This is a genomic window from Ensifer sp. ENS10 (genome assembly GCF_014852025.1).
In the GTDB taxonomy this organism is placed as follows: Bacteria; Pseudomonadota; Alphaproteobacteria; order Rhizobiales; family Rhizobiaceae; genus Ensifer.
In genome coordinates this window covers 290713-313756 of sequence record NZ_JACVAS010000005.1, presented here as the reverse complement: position 1 = coordinate 313756, position 23044 = coordinate 290713, and the positions used below count along the sequence as shown (strand labels likewise).

Genomic DNA, 23044 nt, shown 5'->3' with positions numbered 1-23044 from the left:
GTGTCCACCCTCAATCGCATGTTGGCATGCGCACGCCCGAAATCCGTCCGTTGCAACGCAACTGCTGCGTAGCGAACCCATCAGTGATCATATTCCGCAGTGGGAGCGATCCCTGCTCCAATGCCGGGGCCTTGGAAGCGGCCAAAGCTGGCGTGACGGTAGTCGATCATGCGGTAGGTGTTTGAAAGTCTTGAAATTCGCTCTGGCGCAGCCAATATTTTTTTCACTTCTTTTTCATCCGGCGTGAATGCGAAAGGAGGACATCATGCTGCACCCGGAATTGGTTTGGATGACGCCCGTCACCGTCCGCATGAAGGACGGGGCGTCCCATATCTTCGCTTCTGTCAACGACGCACTCGATTTCCTGGAAGGCGATTGGGCCATCTATCGCGGCAGACAATACAATCGGGCGGTTCAAACGTGCCGCCGTGCGCTAAACCGAATGACGCCAGTCGCCATCGCACGCGAAGCGTTCATTGACGCCTGCCGAGATGCGGGCATGTCAACGAGCGCGGATGGGCTGCTCGCGACGAAGACCGGCGCTGGCGGTCAACATTCGCCTATCTAGAATGGCTGGGGTCGGGCGCTTCTTAGGGCCCGACTTTCGAACATTCGCTCCGCGGCGCACCATAGCAATTCGCGACCGCGGGCCAAAAATGACCCCGGCAACTCGGGAGGCGCACTGGTGACAGCAGACGGCATGCTGGTCGGCGTCAACACCGCAATCATCGCGCCCGACGACGGCAATGTCGGCATCGACTTACGGCACAAAACCTCAGAAGGCTGGCAAAGCTTAGACCTTCTCGTCTCCCATCCGCCGCCATGGTGGCGGGACGGCGGCTTGCAGAGAACTGGGAAAGAATGCCGGACGACCGAAGTGCCGGCGCAATGCTTTCACGGACAATGTATCATCTGGATTGTGCGCTGCGGCCGATCCTTGAGAATGTGCCGTTTCATCGCGCCGTACTTTCGCGAATCTGAAGCTCGAAGCCCAAGTTGACGATCGGCGATTCAATTGGCCGGCCGGCAAGTCGATCCAGCACCATCTGCACCGAGCGCCGGCCGATTTCATAGCGCGGCGTGCGTACGCTGGTGAGCGACGGATAGGCGACGTGCATCATGTCGAGGTCGTTGAAGCCACAGATTGCCATGCTGTGCGGCACGGCGATGCCCGCCCGCTGGCATTCGAACAGCACGCCCATGGCAAGGTCATCATTGTTGCAGAAGACCGCGTCAAGATCGGTGACCTTGCCAAGCGCATCGGCCAGGAGCGGCCCGCCGAGCGATACGCGTGAATGCGTCAGCGTGGTGGTTACCAGCTTGGGATCAAAGAGCTGAGCGGTCTCCAGAGCCGAGCGGTAACCGGCGAGGCGACGCTGCGAGCGAGGATCCATTCGCGCGCCGATGAAGCCTATACGGCGATATCCAGCCTCGATCAGATGGTTGGTCGCCGCCTTGCCGCCATCGAAGTGTGAGAACCCGACCAGCATATCGACCGGATCGTCGCCATACTCCATGATCTGCACGATAGGGCAATCCGCGCTCTCGAGCAGTTTGCGGGTCGTTTCGGTCTGGTCGATGCCGGACACGATCAGCGCCGACGGCCGCTGGCTCAAAAACATCCGGATCAGGCGTTCCTCTTCCCGGGGCGAATAGTGGGTGTTGCCCATCTGTATCTGCAACGGACCGTCGCCGAGCTCGTCATAGATGCCTCTCACCGTGTCGGCGAAGACGATGTTTGTCAGTGACGGCACGAGAACACCGATCACATCGGCTCGGGAGGAGGCGAGCGCGCGCGCATTGGGGTCGGGCGCATAGCCGAGCTGGACCACCGCCGTATCGATCCCCGCGCGCAGTTCGGCCGAAACCAGCGAGGGATCGCGTAGCGCGCGCGACACGGTAATCGCGGCGACCCCTGCCAGTTTTGCGACGTCGGCTATGGTCGGTCTCCCACTGCCGCGTCGGCTTGCCCTCCGGCTCTGGTCTTTGGGAGTGATGTCGTCCTTCACGTCGACTCCTTCTGGCTGCGTGAGCGCAGGGTCCCGACATCGGTGCGGCCGACATACCAGTTCCTTGCGTCCACCTCATCGAAGACGACGGAGATTTCGCGCTCGGACAATCCGGTTGCCTCGGCAATCGCCGCAGTGACCTGGCTGCGGATTGCCGCCTTCTTGGCCGCAGGATCGTCGGCGAGGGTCTCGCGCACGATGGTGATCCGCACCAACGGCATGGCTGGCCTCCTGTCTCAGTCGAGTTTTGCGCCGTTGACCATCAGCCGAACGGCATAAAGCGAGCTGGTCGCGCAGATGTAGAGGATATTTCGCTTAGGCCCGCCGAACACGCAATTGGCGGTGTTTTCCGGCACTCTCACCTTGCCGAGCAAGGTGCCGTCCGGGTGGTAGCAATGGATGCCGTCGCGGGCGCTTGTCCAGATCCGCCCTTCGTCGTCCAGGCGGAACCCGTCAAAGAGGCCAACGGTGCAATCGGCAAAGACCCGCCCGCCCGATATCGCGCCCGCCTCGTTCAGATCGAAGACGCGCATATGCGCAGGAAGGTCGGGCCCATGCGTCCGGCCGGTGTCGACGACGTAGAGCTTTTTTTCATCAAGCGAAAAGGCGAGGCCATTCGGCCGAACCATGTCAGTAATGACGGCCGCAACTGCGCCCGTCGCCGGGTCGACACGATAGACGTGGCAGGCGCCGATTTCGCTTTCGGCCTTGTGGCCCTCGTAATCGGACTCGATGCCGTAGGCGGGATCGGTGAACCAGATCGACCCGTCTGATCGCACGACGACGTCGTTCGGTGAGTTGAGCCGCTTGCCGTTCCAGCGATCGGCGACGGTGGTGATGCTCCCGTCATGTTCGGTGCGGCTGACACGGCGGCCACCGTGCTCACAGGTCACCAGACGGCCATGCCGGTCGGTGGTATTGCCGTTCGCGAAGTTCGACGGCTGGCGAAAGATGCTCACATGCCCGTCGGTTTCGTCATAACGCAGCATCCGGTCATTGGGAATATCCGACCAGACCAGATAGCGCCCGGCGGCGAAATAGGCCGGCCCTTCGGCCCAGCGACACCCCGTATAGAGCTGTTCCACTCGGGCGCTGTGGTTGACCAGGCTGGCAAAGCGCTGGTCTACGATCTCGAAATCCTCGGCCATGGGTACCCTCATGCGACAACGATCGCACTCTGACTGCTGATCGCATGATAGCGCTATCATCACGGAAGGGAATAGCCTTCCTGCATCGCTGTCGACGTCGCCGAATTTCACTTGAAAATTGAGGAGTTCGGTTCTCGGTAATCCGCAAATGTTACTTTACAATTTTTTGTGGTAGCGCTACCTAATTAAGAGACAGCGGTGTTTTCGGGAGGAGACCAGAGCGCCTCGTCAATGGTGAAAGCAGGCATCCAGCGTGCCGGTGCCAGAGAAGTTCGTGCCGTTCCGGGGGAAGGAGTTCCCTCTCGAAACGGAGAACAAAATCAGTGGCGCGCCAATGGGAGGAAATGTCGATGGTGAAGTCACTCGCTGGCGGCATCGTTGCTGCCACTGCCTTTTTTATGTTGGGATCGGCCGCCTACGCGGAGCCGGAAGTGGTTTCAGGGCCCGCGGCGGAGCCGGAATGTTTCGCGCCATGGTCGGCGGACACAAAATTCTTCAAGTTTCCGAAAAAGGAAGGCCCGTACCGCATCGCGCTTGCCAACGGCTACATCGCCAATACCTGGCGTATCCAGATGGTGCAGACGGCAAAGGCCTATGCCGCCCAGCCCGACGTCGCGGCGAAGCTGAAGGAGTTCAAGGTCGTTTCGACGGGTGAGGACGTGCCCGCCCAAATCTCGGCGATCAACAACTTCATCGATTCCGGCTATGACGCCATCGTCGTCAACGCCCAGAACCCGACGGCATTCGCGCCCGTCATCAAGCGGGCGAAGGAAGCCGGCGTGGTGCTGGTTGCCTTCGACAATATCCTCGACACCCAGGACGCGATCAACGTCAACGTCGACCAGAAGGGGCTCGGCCAATTGTGGGGCGAATGGCTCGTCAAACACCTGCCGAACGGCGGCAAGGTACTCGAGGTGCGCGGTGTGGCCGGCACTTCGGTCGACACCGATCGGCACAACGGCATCCATGAGAGACTCCAGGCGTCGGGCAAGAACTTCGAGGTCATCGAGGTCGTGGGCAAATGGGATGACGGGGTGGCCCAGAAGGTGACGGCGGATGCGATCGCCACCAGCGGTCCCTTCGACGGCATTACCGGCCAGGGCGGCGATACCGGCATTGTCCAGGCGATGATCGACGCCAAACATCCGTTCGTGCCGTTTGGCGGCGAAACCGAAAACGGGTTTCGCAAGTTCTGTGCAGCACATGCCGCAGACGGCCTGAAATGCTCGTCGGCCGGAACCGGACCCGCACAGGTGGCCGTTGCCATCAAGACGGCGATCGCCGCGCTCGAGGGACAGGTGGTGCCGCAGTCGGTCAAGTTGCCGTTGGCCATTGTCGAGGATCCGAATTTCAAGGAGGGCCAGGACTACTTCCAGTCCGAATCCGACAATTTCTTCGTCGGTAATTCCTTCCCTACCTGCGGGATCAATTTCTCCGCCCAGGAAATCATGAAGCAGAGCAAGGAAAACCAGTAGGTCGATCAGGAACGGGCGTTGCACAGCCGTGCAGTGCCCGTCGTCCGTAACGGTTTCCCGGAGAGAGCAATGGAAAATGGCGGCCCGCTCTTTCGCATGGAGGGGATATCGAAGCGCTATGGTGGGGTTCGCGCGCTTGAAAATGCCGGACTGTCGGTCAGGGCTGGGGCCATCCACGCCGTTCTCGGTGAGAACGGCGCCGGAAAGTCGACACTCATCAAGATCATGGCCGGCGTCGTGGCTGCGGACGAAGGGCAGATGACGCTCGATGCACAGCCGGTGAAATTCGCTTCGCCGGCTGCCGCCAACGCCGCCGGGATCGCCTGCGTCTTTCAGGAGTTGTCGCTGATCCCGGAACTCAGCGTTGCCGACAATATCGTCATTTCCAATCCGCCGACGCGGTTCGGCATGATCGACCGCAAGGCCCAACGGCGCATCGCAGAGGAGGCGCTGGCGCGCGCCGGTGCCGCCGACATCCATCCTCTGGCGCTGGTCAAGGACCTGCCGCTGTCGCGCAAGCAGATCGTCGAGATCGCCAAGGCACTGGCCCGCAAGCCGCGCATCCTCATCCTCGACGAGGCGACATCGGCGCTGACGGCGGCCGACGTGTCGAAGGTTTTTGCCGTACTGAAGCGATTGCGTGCGGAAGGGCTGGCGCTCGTCTACATCTCGCATCGCATGAACGAGATTGCGGAACTTGCGGACGACTGCACAGTGTTTCGCAACGGCAGCAAGGTTGCGAGCTACGCGGCGGGCACAAGGAGCGATGCGGAGGTCATCGAGATGATGATCGGCCGCGAGTATCACAGCGTCTATCCTCCCAAGCCCGGCCGGCTTGCACAGATTGCGCCTGTGCTTGAAACACGAAATCTGTCCTGGGCGGATCGCCTTCACGACATCTCGTTTTCGCTTCGCTCGGGTGAGATCGTCGGTCTCGGTGGGCTGGACGGGCAAGGGCAGCGCGATCTCCTTCTGGCGTTATTCGGGGTCCTGCGCGGGTTGCGCGGCACGGTTCTCGTCGACGGCAGCCCGATCAGCATCGGCAGCCCTGCGCAGGCGCGCCGGCACGGCATCGGCATGGCGCTCATCCCCGAGGACCGCAAGACCGAGGGGCTGATGCAGCCGATGACGGTGCGCGACAATCTCTCGCTTGCGTCGCTCGATCGGCTGACGCGTGGCGGGATCATCGACAGGGCGAAAGAGGAGAGCGCCATCAATCAGATGATGACGCTACTCGCCATCAAGGCAGGTAATATTGACGCGCCCGTCGGTGCCCTTTCGGGCGGCAACCAGCAGAAGGTCGTCATCGCGAAATGGCTGATGCGGCAGCCGCGCATCATTCTGCTGAACGATCCCACGCGCGGCATCGACGTGGGAACCAAGCAGGAGATCTACCTCTTACTGCGGCGCCTTGCGGACGAGGGCGCAGCCATCCTGTTCTATTCGACCGACTATGCCGAGCTCATCGGCTGCTGCGACCGGGTGCTCGTGCTTTATGACGGAACGGTGAAACGGGAACTGGCAGGAGCAGAGATAACGGAGCGCGCCCTGATAGCGAGCGCACTCAACATTCCGTCTGCAGAACCAACCCAGCGGGAGCCGGCGCAATGAAGGACTGGGAATACCGACTGGCGGAGCACCGGGGCACGTTGACGGCGCTGGCGATCTTCGTGGTCATGTTCATCATCTACACCGCGAACCATCCGGCTGGTTTCACGGCCAATGTCATCCAGACGGCGGCCAACAAGGGGGTGCTGCTCGCCTTCGTCGCGATGGCGCAAACCATGGTCGTGATCACCGCAGGCATCGACCTCTCCGTCGGCATGATCTTCCTGCTCACCAACTGCCTGGCCTCGTGGCTGGTCGTGGGCTCGCCGCTCGAGACGGCCTTCGGCGTCCTCGTCGTCCTGGCCGTGGGGGCGTTGTGCGGGGCGACCAACGGCGCCATCGTGATATACGGGCGTCTGCAGCCGATCGTGGCGACGATCGCAACGGGGGCGGTCTATTTTGGGATCGCGCTGTTGCTGCGACCCTTTCCGGGAGGGTCGGTCAACGAGCACCTCGCGGATGCCCTGACGGGACGTATTTTCGCTGTCGTCCCTGCGAGCCTTGTGGCGCTCGCGGCAGTGGTCGTCCTGATATGGGTGCCCTTCAGCCGCTCGGTCTATGGCCGCGCGGCCTATGCCGCCGGCTCTTCCGAAACTTCGGCCTACATGTCCGGCATGCCGATCCGCCGCGGCAAGCTGCTGGCCTATACGCTTTCGGGCCTGGTGGCCGCCCTCGGCGGGCTGTTCCTCACCTTTTTTACCTATACCGGCGACGCGGCCTTTGCGAGCGGCAATGCCTACACGCTGTTTTCGATCGCCGCCGTGGTGCTGGGTGGCGTGTCGCTGTTCGGCGGCAAGGGCAGCGCCATAGGCGCCGTCTTCGGCGCGCTGGCGTTCCGGACGATCGGCGACCTTCTGTTCGTTTTCGATCTCGATCCGCTCTGGCAACCGCTGTTTCAGGGGCTGATCCTGCTTGCGGCCATCAGCCTCGGCGCGCTCGCCCTCTTTCGTGTGCGCAATCGATTGGAGTGGTTTCTGTGAGCGAGACGGCAATGACGCGGGCAACGGAACGGAAGCAGGGTTTCATGCGCAGTCTCGATCCGGCGGTGCTCACCGCATTTGGCTGCATCGTACTGCTGCTTGTCCTTGGCAGCTTCTATTCGCGCAGCTTCCTGTCACCGGAGTATCTGCTGCAGCAATTGAAGGTGGCATCCTTCCTCGGCATCATTGCCACCGGCATGATGCTTGTCGTCCTGCTCGGGCAGATCGACCTTTCGGTGCCGTGGACCGTGGCAACGGGCGCAATGATGGCCTGCGCCGCTGCAGCATACGGCCCCCTTGGCACCACGCTTGCCATACCATTCGGCATCCTTTGCGGCATCGGCATCGGGCTCTTCAACGGCGTTGGAGTGGCATACCTGCGCATACCCTCGATGATCGTGACGCTCGCGACGAATGCCGTCGCGCAAGGGGTCATGGTGGTCTACACAGGCGGCTTCTCGCCACAGGATTCCGCGACCGCAGCCATGCGCTATCTCGCCACCGGCGCCTTGATCCCGGGCATCCCGAATGTCGTCTTCATCTGGGCGCTGATCGGCGCGGCGATGGTCTTCCTTCTGCGCCGGACGGGCTTCGGGCGTGCGGTCTACGGTATCGGCAATCGCGAGCGTGCGGCCTATCTTTCCGGGATCAATACCCGCCGCATCGTCATGACCGCCTTTGCCGCCTCGGGCGGGCTCTCGGCCTTTGGCGGGGTTCTGCTTGCAGGTTATGCCTCCAAGGCCGCGCAATCCATGGGCGACGCCTACCTTCTTCCTGCCATAGCGGCCGTGGTGCTCGGCGGCACCTCGATCCTCGGCGGACGGGGATCCTATCTCGGCACGGTCGCCGGCGTCATCCTCATCACGCTGCTGCAATCGATCCTTTCCGTCACGCAGATGCCCGAGGCCGGTCGCCAGATCATCTACGGCGTGGTGATCATACTCATGCTCCTGCTCTATGGTCGTGCGCCAGCCAGCCGTTAAACTTGCGGAGAACAGAGGAAGCGCCACACGCATCCATCTGGCTTCTCCGTGCGCGATTTCTAAGGAGAAAAGGGCACTAAGACCGAAATCAACGAATGTCGCCGCCTTCAAGGGTCTTTGGCTGAAACCTCTGTCTTGGCTGTAGCCCTTTAACGCCGTATGGCGAGGTTTCAGCTAGGCAAGAAACCGTGCGTACGGAACCAGGCCACTTCATCACGCAGGGTTTCGCTCACGGGCCGGAACTCCAGACCCAATTCTCGTGTGCTCTTCGCACAATCGTAGCGAGATCGGTCATTCTCCGTGGCAACTGTTCGCGCCATGGCCCAACTCAAGAGTACAGGCTTGCCAGTCATCCGCGCGTAGAGCTCATTGCCGGCGCCGATCAGGTAAAGCAAGAAGAGCGGAATGCGGCGGGTCGGTGCCTTGGCCCTGGTGGCTTGTGCGATCAACGGCAACAAATCGGCCATGGTCATATGCTGTCCGGCGGCGAGGTAACGTTCGCCGCGTTGCCCCCTGTGGCTAGCGAGGATCATCGCCCGCGCCACATCGCGCGCATCGACCACCGAGAAGGAGCCGGGTGGAACGCCGGGCAAGCGCTCGAGTGCCACATCCAGCACTGTTTGGCCAGCCGACGTCGGCCCGATATCCCCCGGCCCGTGCATCCAGCCCGGAAGCACCATGGCCGCCCAGAAATCGGGATGTTTGTCGAGAAAATCAAGCACCACGCGGTCCGACAGGATCTTGCTGCGGTAATAATCATCGGCGTCCCGCTCGTCCCGCAACATGGACTCGTCTATGGTTTGTCCCTTTGCACCGCGCAGCACTGCGACCGAGCTGGTATGGACGAAGCGCCGCACGCCGGCACGATAAGCGTGATCGAGCAAGCCACGCGTACCCGCGACATTGGCCGCGTAGAGCGCGTCCCAATGCTTCCCGCCTTTGTAAGAGTCCCGGAAATAAGCCGCTGTGTGGAAAACCACGTCGACGCCCCTAAGTGCGTCCGCAAAACCCGGCACGTCGAGCATATCGCCGGCGATGATCTCTAAATCCAGCCCGGCAAACTGCATTGCTGCTTTCTCGTGCGAGCGAACCAGCGCGCGCACGCCCCAGCCGTCGGCGATTAGTTCGCGGACCAGATTATTGCCCAGAAGGCCGGTTGCCCCAGTCACGAAGGCAGTCGGCTCATGGGAATCGTTATTAGGATAGTTCAGCATGAAAGTGTTCCACAATTGAGGGAACGCATCATATAAGGCTGGACTAAGGTCCATGGTCAACAGCTTAAGGTGTGAAAAAATGCTGATCGGAGAATTCGCCCAGCGAACAGGATTGAGCCAGGACACTGTCCGCTTTTATGTCCGCAAAGGTCTGCTCAGGCCGCAACTCGGCGCCAAAGGTGGTCGCAATCCCTATCAGATCTTCACTGCCCAGGACGCCTCGACGGTTCGGATGATCCGTTTCGCACAATCACTGGGTCTGCCACTCAAAGAGATCGCGGAGATTGCCACGGAACTGCAACGAGAGGGCTTATCGCCGGCGCGTGAGATCGAGATCATGGACGTCCAGCTCGTCAGGCTTGAGCAGAAGGCAACTGAATTGGCCGAACTGACCAATTACCTGCGGGCGAAGCGCGACTGGGTCGCGTGCGGCAAGCCGGGCGATGAACCGCGATTTACCGATGACAGGATTTGCTAACCTGCGAAACGCACGGAATCTTCGATCGACCAGCCGTCGGGCGCTATCGGCGAATGGCAGCGCAGGGTCGAAACGCGTCGATCGCAGCTTCCGAGGTAAGGTCTGGAAGTGGGCAAACCTGCAGCTCGGCGGCATGTATCATGTCCGCTTCTGTGATACCACCGTGCTCTGGGCCTATCTTGGTGACGTCGTGCTGGCCAAGGTGGCCAATGAGCGTCGAATTCCCATGATCATGAGTGGATCGTCGCTGACACGGCTCGAAGAAGTCGCCGCCACCGCCCCGGGCGCCTGGTTCCAGGCATATCTCCCGGGAGAACCAGATCGGATTGACGCGCTGGTCGACCGGGTACTACGCGCCGGTTTTCAGACGTTGGTACTCACGGTCGACACGGCTACTTTGGCAAACCGCGAGAACAATATTCGCGCCGGCTTCTCGACTCCTTTGCGGCCGAGCTTACGCTTGGCATGGCAAGGCATCACTGATCCCCGATGGACGATTGGAACCTTTTTACGCACTCTGGCAGTGCATGGCGTTCCACATTTTGAGAACTCCTATGCGGACCGTGGCGCACCGATCATCTCATCGAACTTCATGCGCGACTTCGGGCGGAGGGATCACCTGAATTGGGTCCATCTCGAGCGTATCCGCGAGCGTTGGCCGGGAAAGCTCGTCGTCAAAGGCGTTATGCATCCGGATGACGCGTTGCGGGTTCATGAGTTGGTGCGGATGGGCTGATAGTGTCCAATCACGGCGGCCGTCAACTCGACGGGACCATGTCGCCCTTAAGTGCGCTTCCTGCGATTGTTGCGCGGGTCGGCAACAAAACCGCTGTCATGATCGACGGTGGCTTCAGGCGGGCACCCATGTAATCAAGGCAATCGCCCTGGGTGCGCGCTTCGTCTTTGTTGGGCGCCCATTCCTCTATGCGGCGGTCGCCTCCGGCAGTCCAGGTATCCTCAAAGCTATCGACATCCTAAAAACCGAAATTCATCAGAATATGGCGCTCCTCGGAGCCGTGGCGCTAGACGACATCGATGGCAGTTTTGTCGTTTGCCGTGATCGCGACAGCGCTGTGTCGGCGTCTGGAAGTGTGAAATGAGCACAATCTTAGGATGTATTCTGCATGTTGGAAAACTAATCGTTGACGCGGCAATCCAAGTCCCTTATAGATGCGGCATCGATCTTTTGCTTGCCGAGCTTTGTCTACCGCGCGATTGGCACCGCGCCTTAAGCGAACTTCCCTTTCAAAAACAGTCGGTTTCTACCTGCGCAGCATAGGCTGCGCGGTTCCTCAATCTATGCTTTGAAAGGGTTCATCATGACCACAGGCACAGTAAAATGGTTCAACTCCACCAAGGGCTTCGGCTTCATCCAGCCTGATAACGGTGGCGCAGACGCGTTCGTGCACATCTCCGCTGTCGAGCGCGCCGGAATGCGCGAACTTGTCGAAGGGCAGAAGATCGGCTTCGAGCTCGAGCGCGACAATAAGTCGGGCAAGATGTCTGCTACCAATCTGCAGTCCGCCTAAAATCGAGATTTGCTTCCCTTGGCCACGGATGTACTGGCACTGCCGGAAGCTGTTTCAACAAGGCCAGGCGTTTTGCCTGGCCTTTTTTGTTTCGGTTGCTAAGCCGAACTAGTTGAGGTTCCAATGATAGAAGCACACAGCAAATCCCGTCAGCAGGCGGAGATCGCCTTCATGAAAGTCCGGACGCAGTTCTTCCCCAAAAACAACGCGATAGAAGAGGTGGAATCCGTCGCTCAGGCCCGGGATGCCAAGACTCTCCGGCTTCGAGAGGCACGTCTTGCAAAGGAGTTGGCCGACCGCTTGTCGGCGCCACCCTACCTCATCGCCAAACGCGCCAAGGCGCGCTGATCTCTGCTGCACTCACTATTGGGATAAGAATGAAGAACGCCAGAAAAAACGAAGTCTCCGACCGCCGAGCCGCATCCGCTGACGCCAAAACTGCTCTCCTGAACGCCTACCGAGCGGCAAGGACTGCGGCGGAACCAGCTAGGATGGCAAGGCAGGCCGAACGCGCAGCCATTGCCACCGCTCGTGAAGAGCGGCGTGTTGAACGCGAGCGTCTGAAGCTTGAGGAGCAAAAGCGTATCGAGACCGAGGCGACAGCGCGGCAGGCAGCCGTTGAGGCGGCGGCAGTCTCCGAAACCGAAGCGCGGGCGATCGCCGAAAACGCACGTATAGCGCAGGTGATCGAAGATGAGGCGGTGCGGAAGGCCAACCGCGACCGGCGCTATGCCAATCGCAAGGCAAGACAAGGATAGCTTTTGCTGCCACCCGACAGCATGGCGATGTCATTCTCGGGACACTCAAAACGAAAGGGAGCCCCGATGGCACCGGATACGAATGAACTCCAGGCGATCAACACGTCGTGGCAAATCGCAATCCAGGAAATCCTGCGCATGGTCATACGTGACATGTACCGTGCCGGCGGCGAGGCAAATTTCAAGGCGCACATCAAACGCATCGAAGAGGCCGCCGTCGACAGCATCTATACCGATCTAAGACTTCGAGGAACCAATGAGTGGACCGAGTTGCTCGTCAAGGAACGGGCGAGCAATTTCGTAACCACCTTGCTGACGTCCTTTACCTACGACCGAGCCTGACCGGGTGCACGTACGCTAGTTGCGATCGGCGATGTCACGTTGCTTCATCAACGCCCGGACAAGGCTTTGGTCAGTGACCTCAGACTGTTGCGCCGGCCATGGCATTCCACAGCGCCATCGCGCGGGTCCGATGAATGTGGGTGGCGAGGGCTGAGCGTTCGACCTCGTCGAGAACGTAACCGTCCTCGTCAACGGCACGCCAAAGCCAAACTTGCGGCCGCCGATGGAAATCACGACCTCGTCCAGATGCCAGATATCCTTTCGCGACGGCTTCTTTCTGCGCAACTGTTTCGCATAAGCCGCGCAGAAATTGCGGCCCACCGCCGTATCGTTTCGTAGGACACGACAATGCCACGCTCCAACAGCATTTCCTCGACCAACCGCAGGCTCAAAGGGAACCGGAAGTACAGCCAGACCGCACGCGCGATAATCTGCGGGGGAAAGCGGTGGTTCTTGTAGCTGATGGTCGGTTCGCTCATCCCCGCCAAAATATCCGCCAACCTTTAAGCCACCGACAACGCGACATCACCCACGCAACGCCTTCAGGGAAGGCGTGTCGGCATGTTCGGGCGAGGCAAGTAGCTTCTTGGCAATGGACGCATGATTTGCCCCCGGCGCGGAATCCCCCTGGCGCCACCCAACACGGCCAGCCTTCACTTATGCACACTTCCCGTCAGCCAATCCGGCGATAAGTCTGCCACGCAATTTGCTCCGGTTACCAAGAATGCGGCCGTTTCTTTCTGCCTCGGCCGAAAAGCGAGGGGCAACATGTAGATAACGGCGGCGGAACTCATGAAGAGCTCTGCGCCGATTCCTATGCATCCGCAGATCCGCCTAAACCTTGCGTGTCCGCGATCCGGGCGAGAGCGCGCATAGACGCTTCGATGTCGTGCTCGACGCCGGAGAAAGCCGCGCCGTTAACAGCCGCCTCTCACTTGATGCCGTTCGCCTCGGCGACGAAATCCGACAGCATCGGCACGTATTCCTCGCCGCGACCAGCTCCGACCGCCTGGGCGAAGGAATTCCTGACTGCGGCCCCGATCGGGTTCGCGACGCCGCTCGCATTGGCGAAGCCGGCGAGATAGCTCATGTCCTTGAAGCCGTTGCGGATTGCGAACTTGTGGGCGTTCGGGTCACGCTCCAGCACCCAGCGGAAGAACGTCTGATAGAAGGGGCAATCCATGCGGCCCCCTCGGATGACGCTGTCGAAGACTTCCGGGGTGAGCCCCGCTTTGCGTCCGAGCATCAGCGCCTCGGAATAGAGCGCCGCATAGCCCATCGAGAGAAAGTTGTTGAGCAGCTTCATCGTGTGGCCGGTGCCGGTTGGGCCTGTGTGGACGATTCTGCCGGCGAAGCATTCGAGCACGGGCCAGACACGGCGCACGTCCTCGTCCGCGCCGCCGACCATCACATCGAGCGTACCGGCGGCGGCGTCCGCCGGGGTACGGCTGAGCGGCGCATCGATGAGGGTAATAGCCTTGCCGGCGAGGTTCGCAGCGAGTTTTGTGGTGACGGAGGGATCGGAGGTCGAACAATCGACGATGGTGAGCGGCTTGCCGGCGGAAGCGATGCCGTCCGGGCCTTCAATCACCGAGAGGACTTCCGGCGAGCCGGTTACGCAAAGGATGATGATGTCGCAACGCTCGGCCATATCGCGCGGTGTTGCTGCCTCCGTCGCGCCCTCGGCGACCAGCGCGTCGACCGGCGCGCGATTGTGATGCGCCATCACGCAAAGCGGCGAGCCCTTCTTCAGGATATTCGCCGCCATGCCCTGACCCATCAGCCCGAGCCCGATGAAGCCCACATTTGATTTCGTCATTTGGTCGCCTCCACTGATTGGCTATCGAGATCACGATGATTCTGGGTCGGGGCCCGAGAGTCATTGAACGCGATCGATTCCGACAAGTCGAGCCTCGGGATCAGGCTAAAAACGGCGCAGGCGTTTCCGCGCTAGAATTTACGGCTGACGAAGGGCGAGTTGGCGAGCCCGAAACGCCACGGGTGTTCCACCGCCTTCGTAACTCCCACACGGATACCGCTGGAGATCGGCGGACGCTGAGCCGGTAGGTGGAGGTGAAACGGCTCCTGCCAAAGCGGCAGGCCATCCTGCGCTCTATTGATCGCCAGCGCCTGGCCGAGGCGTCCCGGCCCGGAGCACAAGAGCCTGTCCTTACGAACACCCCTCCGCGCTTGCATCGCCTCGATGCCCCACTTCGGCTCGATTGCGCGGATCAAGACGGCGCTGCCGGGCAAGCAAACGAAGTTGAGACACCAATGGAGGCCATAGGAGAGATAAACATAGGTGTGCGCCGGCGGACCGAACATCGCTCGATTTCGGTCGGTGGCGCCGGCGAAGCTGTGCGACGCGGCGTCATCGGGCAGATATGCCTCGGTCTCGACAATAATTCCGCCGACGCCGGACACCGCGAATTCGGCGCCGATCAGGTCCGCCGCCACCTCGACGGCGGGGCGCGCGAAAAACCTGGCATCCCACCTCAATCGATGCACCGCAGGGTCCTAGCCTCCATCTTTGCATGATGGTCTACTGGATGATTCCTTGGATAGGAATCGATTTAAGGGATCAGGCGGCAATTCACAGTGCCACGTCACCACGCTGTCGACCGGAGGAATTTCCTCCGCACGCAACACGTGCTTCCGGTGCTGCTCGCGGCCAGAGGGTGGGCCTCAGCCTCTTCCCTTTGCCAGCGGCAGTGGGATTCGTAGCGACGCCACCGCATCTTTTGGTGCGCCCACGACTCCGCCGCATTCCCCTTCATGCATCATTAGGTGCGGATGCAACGTGAAGAGGCCGTCACCCGACTTCCCGGTCGGTAAGCGTGGCGTGATGGCCGCCTACCGGCGCCGCCCTGGAGTGGGATAGTGTCCGCCGAGTGCTAAGTGGACACTATGGCGGTATCCGATGTCGGGCAATAAAGCAAAGCGGCGAAGCGCAGTCGACGGAACCGGTCGCTGGAAGACAAAATGGCGAATTGTCGAAAAAGAAACGCGGCTTCCCGGCAATTCGGTAGCGGAGACGGCGTGCCGGCGCGGGGTCAACAGCAACCTGCTTTTTCGCTGGATGCGGGCAGCCGAGGTTGGACAACTCGGTCATGCCAGCTTCCCTTCTGCTTCTGCCGGAACCCATCCTGGAATTCATTCCGATCGGCGTGTGACAATACCGGTCGCTCCCGCTGCGCCCGTTCCCGGTGGAGCGTTCGGCGCGGCCAAAATCGGTGTTGCCGACCAAAGGGGCCGACAGGCCAGGTACACGTTCGTCCCCGCGGCAATCTGGATCACGACGCTTCACTCATCCGCGGTCACTAGCTGGGCCGCTATATGCCGTTCAATCATTTCCTCCAGAATCGATCTTTGAGAGGCATTTTCTCCTGCCTATCCGGCGAGGACCGGGAGAGAGAGGGCAAGTTGAAAACCGGAGGGGGGATTGCCCACCCAAAGGACCGGCTGGATGGAGCGAAGCGGATCCGGCCGTGCTGCTCCGCTGAACGTACGGTAGAGGTGCGCCCAGTCGATGGGTATTCTCAAATATCGAGAGTTGAGCAACGACGTGGTCGAACCGACGGAAAAGCTGGACGCCGCAGCAGTGCCTGATCAGGAGCGCGGTTTCAGAGTGCGTCTTCTCGAAGAACGCGACACAGAATCGGCGCGTGATATCATTAAGCGGCACCACTTTAACGACCGTGTTCCCTGATCATCTCAGCGTGCAACACCGGCATTAGATATTCCGATGGATGAGGAGGGTTCGACGTGAATATTTCAATGAAGATCTTGCCGTTTATATTTGTTTCCATGACGGCAATAATTGTTTCCTGCAAGGCATATCGTGATACATTATTCTATTTTCGAAATAATTTGGATTTCAATATAGACAATGAATATTCTGGAACAACGTATAAGACAGACGGTTCACGCGAATATTACAAAGAAAGCAATAGACGTAGGGTGTTATTTCTCCGCAGATTTTATCGGTGCTGTATATTGCTTTTATTTGTATTGATTCTTTCGTGAAAAATAAATAACGCGGCGTTGGTTCTTCAGTATTACTTTTGTTCTACCTTGATGGTCGGGGGCGATAATGGGTAATAAAAACACTCACTTCGAGCAAACCTTTACGTAACGATTTTGCGGTTTAAGACTGTGTACGCCGTAAACGGCGGATGGGGGCCGGCAAGCTATACATTTACGTTTGACGTTGCCAAAGCGGCTCGCGTCCCCGGGCGCGGGCCCACGCGCTCACGCTCCCGCGATTGGGTGGGGCAGACATCGGGGAGGGCAGCGCAACCCTGCAGGAGCTGCTCACCACATTGTTGTTACCCTATGCTGGGGAAACAGATCATGGGCATCGCGTGACGATACGAGGTGCGACCTTTGGGTGTCACGGACGGCCATAACCGGTCTTGCTCTTGTCGTGCATGGTTTGCAACGAGCGCCGCCAAATATGGACCGTGGCGAAACGCTGGAATTGGTCTGGACCGAGCGAGGAGGGCCTGCAGTCGCGCAGACCGAGACAGAGGGTTTCGGGACAAAGCTTGGCAAGCTCACTGTCGAAAAACAGTTCCGCGGAGAGATCATTCGCATCCGGGACCCTAAGGGTCTCGTCGTTCGGCTGATCGTTCCGAAGGATCGATTATTAGAACGAATAGGCGCGAGCGCAGCGAAGCCACCGTCAACATCACGCGGGTCATCCTCCGCAATTCTTATGTACCCCCCGCCAACGGCCGATCTCGCCTAACTTTGGCCGGCAACAAACCTTTGCTCTTTTGGTTCGTACGTCTCCCTCACCAATCCCTTTCAGCGGTTTCCTAGCACGCGGGCCCGTAAGATCCGCTTATCGGCCGAAGTGCGAGCCCGCTAAACCGCGCTCTGACATATTCTCTGGCGATCGATCGAACCAATTCCGCCGATGTGAGTTGTTAGTACAGGCACCATTTCAGGGAGGAACGCACATGGATTGGAATCGGGTCGAAGGCAATTGGAAGCAGTTCAAGGGTAAGATCAAGGAGCAGTGGGGCAAGCTCACCGACGACGATCTCGACGAGATCGCCGGGAAACGCGATCAGCTCGAAGGCAAAATCCAGGAACGCTATGGTCTTGAGAAGGACCGCGCCAAGCGCGACATTGACGACTGGTACAGCAAACAGGATGATTGGTAAGGGTCCTCTCTGGCATAATCGAAACCCGCCGTCGGCGGGGTTGGATTTCCACCGGTCCGTTGTGCGTGATCGACGCACAAGCAGTTGCGCACCCTCCGTGGTTCTTGGTCGAACTACCGGGTGCGCAAATCATCCGTAATTCACTGAGGACGTTGGAACTTTAACAACCGTCACGGCGTTTTCGGGTTCCTGAACATCATCAAAGGAGTGGGACCATGCGACGCATTCTAATTGCTCTTGCAGCGACAACGATGATGGTTGGAGCGGCTGCCGCGCAGACGGCGGAAACCGCCACCACGGAAACCTTCGTTACCGCCAAGCCGACCGATGTGTTGAGCTATAACCTGGTCAATCTCAATGTCACCAACAATGCCAACGAGACGATCGGGGAAATCAAGGATCTGATCCTGTCGGAAGATCAGCTGACGGGTTACATCGTATCGGTCGGCGGGTTTCTCGGGATGGGCGATCGCTACGTGATCGTGAGCCCGAAGTCCGTCAAAATCACCTATGTCGAAAACGACAAGAAGTGGACGGCGGTGATGGACGCGACCAAGGATCAGCTCAAGGCGGCCCCTGAGTTCAAATACGAAGGCCGCTGGGAACGCTAATCCGGGCGACGACCAAATATGAAAAGGTTCTGGAACTGACCTTTTCATTCGCAAGGGGCCAAGGATTTTTCCGCGACACGTGGATTGTACAAGGCCTTTTTAAGGACGCTTTGAATGGCCAAGCTCTCGAAGCCCGCCGCTCCGGCTGTCGGCGATACCCAGGACGCCCTGGAAAAGCAGATCGCGACGCTTCGCCATGAAGTGGCAAAGGTCAACAAGCTGCTTGCGGATCGAACGAACGGCGTGTTGGATCAAGCGCGCGAGCGGGCAGCCGATCTTTACGAGGATGTGTCGAAATCGGCGGCGGGGACGGCGAAGCAAATGGGCACGCAGGCCCGGGCGGTATCAGAGGCCGCTCGAAAGAACCCGGGCACCACAGCGACTTTGCTCCTTGGGGTCGGCATACTCAGTTTCCTCCTGGGGGTGGCTGTCGGGCTGACTTTTTCGGACCCGCGTCGCCGTTGGTATTGATGCAAACTCATCAAAACTTGGGTCGGATAATCGCTCTTCCCTCCACTTGTAAAAGGCAAGATTGGCTCTCATGCAGCAAAACAACACTCTCTACCTGATCATCGGCGGCCTGGTTGTCGCCGTTATAGTCCTCGGCGTCTACCTCTATCGCGAGGAAACGAAGCCGGCCGGCGTTGAACTGCGGCTTGACCGGAATGGCGTGTCCGTTCAGGAAAACTGAAGCCCAAGGCAGAGGGGAGGCAGTCGACCCAGCGTTCATCAGCCGTTTCCATGGTCGCGACTTCCACCGGTTCGGTCCCGAGGGTTCTCACCCAATTACGATCGCAACGTCGCCACGCTGACTGTTTAAAATGCGCGCTCTTGGTGATAGTTTTGCCATTCGAGCATGCACGTGGACGTGTGGTCGGAAGAAGATCGATGATCGGTGATAATTCGCGAATAGTCTCCGAAGAGGAGTTTGCTCTCTACGATGCCATTGAACGAGCGATCGCGAATGTGCGCGCGGCTCTTGCTGAAATCGATCGCGCCTGGGTTCGCATCACTGCGGAACGGCCCAATCCGACTGCGGCTGCTTTCGCGGCTCTGGAGACGGCAGACGAGATGCTGACCGTCGCCCGCGAAGATCTCGCCCGCGCCCGCGCTTCGCTCATGGCGTATCCTCGGACGAGACACATGCAGTAATCGTAAGAGATGCGACGGATTTCGTCCGCCGCATCTCACGACCGTGAAGCGGATGTCAGGTCGCCTTCACCTCGATCTTTCTCACAGCCGACAGCGCTTCCTCCGTTTTTGGGAGCGTCACAGTCAGGACACCGTTCTTGAATTGCGCGGCGGCCTTGTCCGTGTCGACGCCCGACGGTAGCGGAATCGAGCGGTAGAACGACCCGTATGAGCGTTCCAACAAGTGATACCCCTTCTTGCTCTCTTCTTGCTCACTCTTCTTTTCTCCCTTGATCGTGAGCGCGCTGTCCGTCAGGGAAACATCGACGTCCTTCTGATCGATTCCAGGAAGTTCCACCGAAACCTCAAGCGCACTCTCGGTTTCGGCGATGTCCGTTCGCGGCCCACCGGTCTCCCAGCGCCCGAAAGCGCCGAACGGTTGATCGAACCGCTTCCAGAAATCCTCGAAGATACGGTTCACATCGCGCTGCAAAGAAAAGACGGGGTTTCCCTCGTCTGACTTCGCAATTTCGCTTCCCTTGGTATTGCCCCAGGGGATCAGATCTCTAATCTGCATGGTCAACCTCCTTTCTCCGGACGAATTACGCCATCTTCAGCTGGATCTTTCTCGCCTTGGCCGGCGCAGCCTTCGGAAGGACCAGCCGTAGGACGCCGTTCTTCTGCGATGCCTCGATACTGTCCCGATCGATATCCTCGGACAGGGTGAAGACGCGCTCATAATTGCCCGCGCCATATTCGGCGTAGATTTGGCGATAGTTGTCATGCTGCTGGTCCGTCGCGTAGCCGCGAGTCGCCAGCGTCCGCTTCTCGAGCGTGATGTCGACACCCTCCGAGGCGACGCCGGGCATGTCGACGAGAACAACGACATTGTCCTCTGTCTCATAGATATCGGTGCGCGGGACAAACAGCGGGCGCGAATGGGTCGGTTCGCCACCGTCAAGCTTGCTTGGGGCCCGGCGCTCGGTCGTTTTCAGTTCCTGAGCCATGTTTGCCTCCTTATCCTTTGATCTGGATCTTCTTCGGCCGATCCGTCTCAGGCCGGTGCAGTTCGACTTCGAGTAGCCCGTTGGCGAAGCGCGCCTCGACCTGTTCCGGATCGACGCGGAAAGGCAATTGCACCGTTCGAGAGAAGTTTCCGTACACTCGCTCGCGCCGGTGCCAGACGGACCTCTCGTCCTGCGCCGGGGATCCGCGTTCGCCCGTCAATGTCAGCGTGTTCTCGCGAACCGTGAGATCGACATCGTCAGGCGCGATCCCAGGCAATTCAGCAGTCACCGCCACGCTGTCCTCACCCATCCAGAGGTTGACGGGTGGAAACTCCTGGGCGGCTTTGGCTGTCATGTCGGACAAGCGCTGATTCATTTCCTGCTGCATGCGCCGCATTTCCAGAAACGGGTCGAACCCGATGCGGCCAAAATCCGATACCAGCATGTGCATCCTCCTTCGTTTCTTAATCAGCCATGTTGCTTGCGACGTGCTAAGCACGTGCATGCCGGAGCCGAATGGATCGGAGGCGGTCGGGACCAGACGATGAGAAGACCGAGACGGTCGATCGCACACCGCGTTACGCAAGAAGGTGGGGGGCCGGGCAGACGCCGGACCATATCCTCCTTGCGAAGCGATATGAACCGAACCCGGTCCAACACATGAGTGGACCATCGTTCCCGTGCCAGGACCCGAGAGGGGCATCCGGCAAAATTGAGGTAGGTGAGCAAAACGCGCGTTTCAAGGGCCGACGTTGCTTGAGAGTAGTTCATTCTTTGCTCGGGCGGGCTCTGATCTCACCGAACGCGCGGCCTGGCTTTTGGGTTTTGATCGTTTCCTAGCCGGTGCCTCGATCAGCTCCTCTGGGGCTCGCGGACACGCGATGCGTGCTCGGGCGGCGTCAGCCGTCTAAACACCAGCCGCCATCCGGGAGGGGTGACGTTTGGTACGCTCCTGCGATTGTTCATGTTATGTGCGTCTGGGATCGCATAATGTATCAAGTGGGACGGCGCGATGGCCGGTATCTAGTCCGTTTTTTTGCCTGCGCATCATCTGGCTGGTTGCCAATTGCGCGGCGTGCGCGTGGCGTGATGGCCGCCTACCGGCGAGCCGAACGCGTCTCGCCGCCGTCAAACTCGGCCCTGACGATTCCGAAAGCCCGATGGCATGCCGACGCGCGAGGCTACTCAAGCGCGCTCATGTTGAGAGTGCTGGGAGGGCCGGCTGATAGATGATCACCTGGTTGCGTCCATTCTTCTTTGCCTCGTACAGTGCTTCGTCCGCTTGCCGCTGCAACCCCTCTGAAGATACGGTTGCATCGCGGTGGTTCAGCACTGCCAGTCCGATGCTGACTGTGACATAAGCGCCAACGGTTGATCTTGGGTTTGGCAATGACGCAGCTTCCACGCGGCCTCGAATTCTCTCCGCCACCGACACGCCATCCTCCTGATTGGCATCACGAAGAAGGATGAGAAATTCCTCGCCGCCATAACGCGCGACCTGGTCGCGATCGTCACGCAAGCAGCTCTGAATAATGCCGGCGACCTTTACCAGACACCGATCACCCTCGGCGTGGCCGAGACTGTCGTTAAGCTGCTTGAAGTGGTCGATATCGCACATCAGAATTGCTGCGCCCTGGGTTTGCGCGATCTCGTCGCTCCACACGCGACTGAGCGTTTCCATTATCCAGCGTCGATTTGCGATACCGGTGAGTGGGTCCGTTCGGGCGAGCAGCTCGAGCCGAGAATTTGCGTCCGTCAGTTCGCCAAGACGAGATCGGTCGCGTAGTTCGAGCAGAAAGGTCTTGTGCGCCAGGATGCCTGCAGTCCTGCGCGCAACAACGGTCGCGACTACCCCGCTTGCGAAGAAGAGCGCACCGGCCAGAGCATTCTCGGCGGTAATTTCCGGATTTTGCATCTGGAAGACAAGATATTGACCAAGCGCGAAGACGGCGATTGCAATCGACCGTTCGAGCGGGACGGGGAATATGATGATCGCGGTCACGGCGACAAAAAGCATGATCGTAAGGTGTCGCTCGTGATATTCGCCTCCCGTATTGACGCCGACCAGCGCGACCGAAAGCAGGATCAAAAACACACCAACGTGGAGCGCTACGCCCTCGATCCACGTCCCGCGCGGTTTCTGAAATACGATCGCGGTGAGGATTGCTGCCGGGGGCAGAATCGACGCCGGCAGAAGCATCTTCATGACGACTTCAGACGGAAGCAAGGCGGCGTTGACTGCTAGCGTCAGGACGTCGAGGACCACCACCCACACCATCCAGGCACGGATAATCTTCGACGCCTGTGGCCACGACCGCGCGTGGAAGAGCCGGGCAAGTTCCGCATTAAGGCGAATATCGCGTGTGCGTCCCGCAAGAAGACGATCGACTTCGCTGACGACCGTCGGGGGCAATCGTTGGGCGGCTGGTGGCGCTGAAACCTCGCTCGCGCGTGAAACGCCTGATGCTCGTCGTGTATTCATGCTCTGGCCATCTAGGGGCGGATCAGACAATGGCAAGAATGTGCGGCCTGACTGTGATGGGCGTTACCGACTTGACTTAATGAGCCGGGCGGCAGCGTTTCAGTTCGATACATGGTGT

Annotated in this window: 26 protein-coding genes and 2 pseudogenes; 17 read left to right on the top strand and 11 right to left on the bottom strand. The window is 59.6% G+C overall.

Going from position 1 to position 23044, the window contains the following annotated elements:
- Nucleotides 1-265 precede the first annotated feature (265 nt).
- Nucleotides 266-568: a DUF982 domain-containing protein gene (locus tag IB265_RS19905; protein WP_082615891.1), complete on the top strand. Its 303-nt coding sequence runs from the start codon at nucleotides 266-268 to the stop codon at nucleotides 566-568.
- 385 nt (nucleotides 569-953) lie between these two features.
- On the opposite strand, the gene IB265_RS19900 is transcribed toward IB265_RS19905, so the two are convergent.
- The 3 genes from IB265_RS19900 to IB265_RS19890 are packed head-to-tail and all read right to left on the bottom strand — an operon-like array spanning nucleotide 954 to nucleotide 3157.
- Nucleotides 954-2009, bottom strand: a complete 1056-nt coding sequence (locus tag IB265_RS19900) for a LacI family DNA-binding transcriptional regulator (RefSeq protein WP_309140397.1) — start codon at nucleotides 2007-2009, stop codon at nucleotides 954-956.
- Nucleotides 2006-2230 carry a tautomerase family protein gene (locus tag IB265_RS19895; RefSeq protein ID WP_113133881.1) on the bottom strand — a complete coding sequence of 75 codons (225 nt, stop codon included), beginning with the start codon at nucleotides 2228-2230 and terminating at the stop codon, nucleotides 2006-2008. Before IB265_RS19895 ends, IB265_RS19900 begins: the two co-directional genes overlap by 4 nt.
- Before the next feature lie 15 nt (nucleotides 2231-2245).
- Entirely contained in the window at nucleotides 2246-3157 is a 912-nt protein-coding gene (locus tag IB265_RS19890; protein WP_057251551.1) for an SMP-30/gluconolactonase/LRE family protein, read from the bottom strand.
- A gap of 350 nt (nucleotides 3158-3507) precedes the next feature.
- Between IB265_RS19890 and IB265_RS19885 the strand changes: the two genes are divergently transcribed.
- From IB265_RS19885 to IB265_RS19870, 4 genes are all read left to right on the top strand, one after another.
- Nucleotides 3508-4632, top strand: a complete 1125-nt coding sequence (locus IB265_RS19885) for a sugar ABC transporter substrate-binding protein (RefSeq protein WP_057251580.1) — start codon at nucleotides 3508-3510, stop codon at nucleotides 4630-4632.
- 69 nt (nucleotides 4633-4701) lie between these two features.
- The gene (locus tag IB265_RS19880) at nucleotides 4702-6243 is read left to right on the top strand and encodes a sugar ABC transporter ATP-binding protein (protein WP_057251550.1); all 1542 of its coding nucleotides are present in this window, start codon (nucleotides 4702-4704) and stop codon (nucleotides 6241-6243) included.
- Nucleotides 6240-7220, top strand: a complete 981-nt coding sequence (locus tag IB265_RS19875) for an ABC transporter permease (protein WP_192495080.1) — start codon at nucleotides 6240-6242, stop codon at nucleotides 7218-7220. The genes IB265_RS19880 and IB265_RS19875 overlap by 4 nt, the downstream gene beginning before the upstream one ends.
- Before the next feature lie 11 nt (nucleotides 7221-7231).
- Entirely contained in the window at nucleotides 7232-8203 is a 972-nt protein-coding gene (locus IB265_RS19870) for an ABC transporter permease (RefSeq protein WP_112996534.1), read from the top strand.
- Between the two features lie 170 nt (nucleotides 8204-8373).
- Here IB265_RS19870 and IB265_RS19865 read toward each other — a convergent pair whose 3' ends face one another.
- Nucleotides 8374-9417 carry an SDR family oxidoreductase gene (locus IB265_RS19865; RefSeq protein ID WP_113133429.1) on the bottom strand — a complete coding sequence of 348 codons (1044 nt, stop codon included), beginning with the start codon at nucleotides 9415-9417 and terminating at the stop codon, nucleotides 8374-8376.
- Between the two features lie 79 nt (nucleotides 9418-9496).
- On the opposite strand from IB265_RS19865, the gene IB265_RS19860 reads away from it, so the two are divergent.
- From IB265_RS19860 to IB265_RS19835, 6 genes and pseudogenes are all read left to right on the top strand, one after another.
- Entirely contained in the window at nucleotides 9497-9895 is a 399-nt protein-coding gene (locus IB265_RS19860) for a MerR family transcriptional regulator (RefSeq protein WP_057252164.1), read from the top strand.
- A 160-nt stretch (nucleotides 9896-10055) separates the two neighbouring features.
- A pseudogene (locus tag IB265_RS19855) lies at nucleotides 10056-10995 on the top strand (alpha-hydroxy acid oxidase); the annotation flags it as partial.
- Between the two features lie 219 nt (nucleotides 10996-11214).
- Complete coding sequence (locus IB265_RS19850) at nucleotides 11215-11424, top strand: cold-shock protein (protein ID WP_034806062.1); 210 nt, start codon at nucleotides 11215-11217, stop codon at nucleotides 11422-11424.
- A gap of 123 nt (nucleotides 11425-11547) precedes the next feature.
- Nucleotides 11548-11772: a hypothetical protein gene (locus IB265_RS19845; RefSeq protein WP_192495079.1), complete on the top strand. Its 225-nt coding sequence runs from the start codon at nucleotides 11548-11550 to the stop codon at nucleotides 11770-11772.
- Between the two features lie 29 nt (nucleotides 11773-11801).
- Nucleotides 11802-12182: a DUF6481 family protein gene (locus IB265_RS19840; RefSeq protein WP_192495078.1), complete on the top strand. Its 381-nt coding sequence runs from the start codon at nucleotides 11802-11804 to the stop codon at nucleotides 12180-12182.
- Nucleotides 12183-12248: 66 nt separating this feature from the next.
- Nucleotides 12249-12524 (top strand): hypothetical protein, encoded by a 276-nt coding sequence (locus tag IB265_RS19835; protein ID WP_057252161.1) that lies wholly within the window; start codon nucleotides 12249-12251, stop codon nucleotides 12522-12524.
- A gap of 127 nt (nucleotides 12525-12651) precedes the next feature.
- On the opposite strand, the pseudogene IB265_RS36845 reads toward IB265_RS19835, so the two are convergent.
- The 3 genes and pseudogenes from IB265_RS36845 to IB265_RS19825 all read right to left on the bottom strand — a co-directional run.
- Nucleotides 12652-13050, bottom strand: a pseudogene (locus tag IB265_RS36845) (IS6 family transposase); the annotation flags it as partial.
- Between the two features lie 405 nt (nucleotides 13051-13455).
- A complete protein-coding gene (locus IB265_RS19830) occupies nucleotides 13456-14343 on the bottom strand; it encodes an NAD(P)-dependent oxidoreductase (RefSeq protein ID WP_192495077.1) in 888 nt (295 codons plus the stop codon).
- Between the two features lie 131 nt (nucleotides 14344-14474).
- Entirely contained in the window at nucleotides 14475-15032 is a 558-nt protein-coding gene (locus IB265_RS19825; protein ID WP_192495076.1) for a DNA-3-methyladenine glycosylase, read from the bottom strand.
- Nucleotides 15033-16053: 1021 nt separating this feature from the next.
- Between IB265_RS19825 and IB265_RS19820 the strand changes: the two genes are divergently transcribed.
- The 6 genes from IB265_RS19820 (at nucleotide 16054) to IB265_RS19795 (ending at nucleotide 19458) form a co-directional block, all read left to right on the top strand.
- Nucleotides 16054-16233 carry a hypothetical protein gene (locus IB265_RS19820; RefSeq protein ID WP_192495075.1) on the top strand — a complete coding sequence of 60 codons (180 nt, stop codon included), beginning with the start codon at nucleotides 16054-16056 and terminating at the stop codon, nucleotides 16231-16233.
- Between the two features lie 1255 nt (nucleotides 16234-17488).
- Nucleotides 17489-17695 (top strand): CsbD family protein, encoded by a 207-nt coding sequence (locus IB265_RS19815; RefSeq protein WP_057252157.1) that lies wholly within the window; start codon nucleotides 17489-17491, stop codon nucleotides 17693-17695.
- 215 nt (nucleotides 17696-17910) lie between these two features.
- Nucleotides 17911-18306 carry a PRC-barrel domain-containing protein gene (locus tag IB265_RS19810; RefSeq protein WP_057252156.1) on the top strand — a complete coding sequence of 132 codons (396 nt, stop codon included), beginning with the start codon at nucleotides 17911-17913 and terminating at the stop codon, nucleotides 18304-18306.
- A gap of 114 nt (nucleotides 18307-18420) precedes the next feature.
- Nucleotides 18421-18777, top strand: a complete 357-nt coding sequence (locus IB265_RS19805) for a hypothetical protein (RefSeq protein ID WP_192495074.1) — start codon at nucleotides 18421-18423, stop codon at nucleotides 18775-18777.
- A 70-nt stretch (nucleotides 18778-18847) separates the two neighbouring features.
- Nucleotides 18848-18997, top strand: a complete 150-nt coding sequence (locus IB265_RS19800) for a hypothetical protein (RefSeq protein ID WP_037422139.1) — start codon at nucleotides 18848-18850, stop codon at nucleotides 18995-18997.
- A gap of 197 nt (nucleotides 18998-19194) precedes the next feature.
- Nucleotides 19195-19458, top strand: a complete 264-nt coding sequence (locus tag IB265_RS19795; RefSeq protein ID WP_057252154.1) for a hypothetical protein — start codon at nucleotides 19195-19197, stop codon at nucleotides 19456-19458.
- A gap of 55 nt (nucleotides 19459-19513) precedes the next feature.
- Here the strand turns inward: IB265_RS19795 and IB265_RS19790 are convergent, their stop codons facing one another.
- The 4 genes from IB265_RS19790 to IB265_RS19775 form a co-directional block, all read right to left on the bottom strand.
- Entirely contained in the window at nucleotides 19514-20014 is a 501-nt protein-coding gene (locus tag IB265_RS19790; protein ID WP_112995998.1) for an Hsp20/alpha crystallin family protein, read from the bottom strand.
- 25 nt (nucleotides 20015-20039) lie between these two features.
- The gene (locus tag IB265_RS19785) at nucleotides 20040-20444 is read right to left on the bottom strand and encodes an Hsp20/alpha crystallin family protein (RefSeq protein WP_192495073.1); all 405 of its coding nucleotides are present in this window, start codon (nucleotides 20442-20444) and stop codon (nucleotides 20040-20042) included.
- A gap of 10 nt (nucleotides 20445-20454) precedes the next feature.
- Entirely contained in the window at nucleotides 20455-20949 is a 495-nt protein-coding gene (locus IB265_RS19780) for an Hsp20/alpha crystallin family protein (protein WP_246805999.1), read from the bottom strand.
- A gap of 690 nt (nucleotides 20950-21639) precedes the next feature.
- Nucleotides 21640-22926 (bottom strand): GGDEF domain-containing protein, encoded by a 1287-nt coding sequence (locus IB265_RS19775; protein ID WP_192495072.1) that lies wholly within the window; start codon nucleotides 22924-22926, stop codon nucleotides 21640-21642.
- Between the last annotated feature and the right edge of the window lie 118 nt (nucleotides 22927-23044).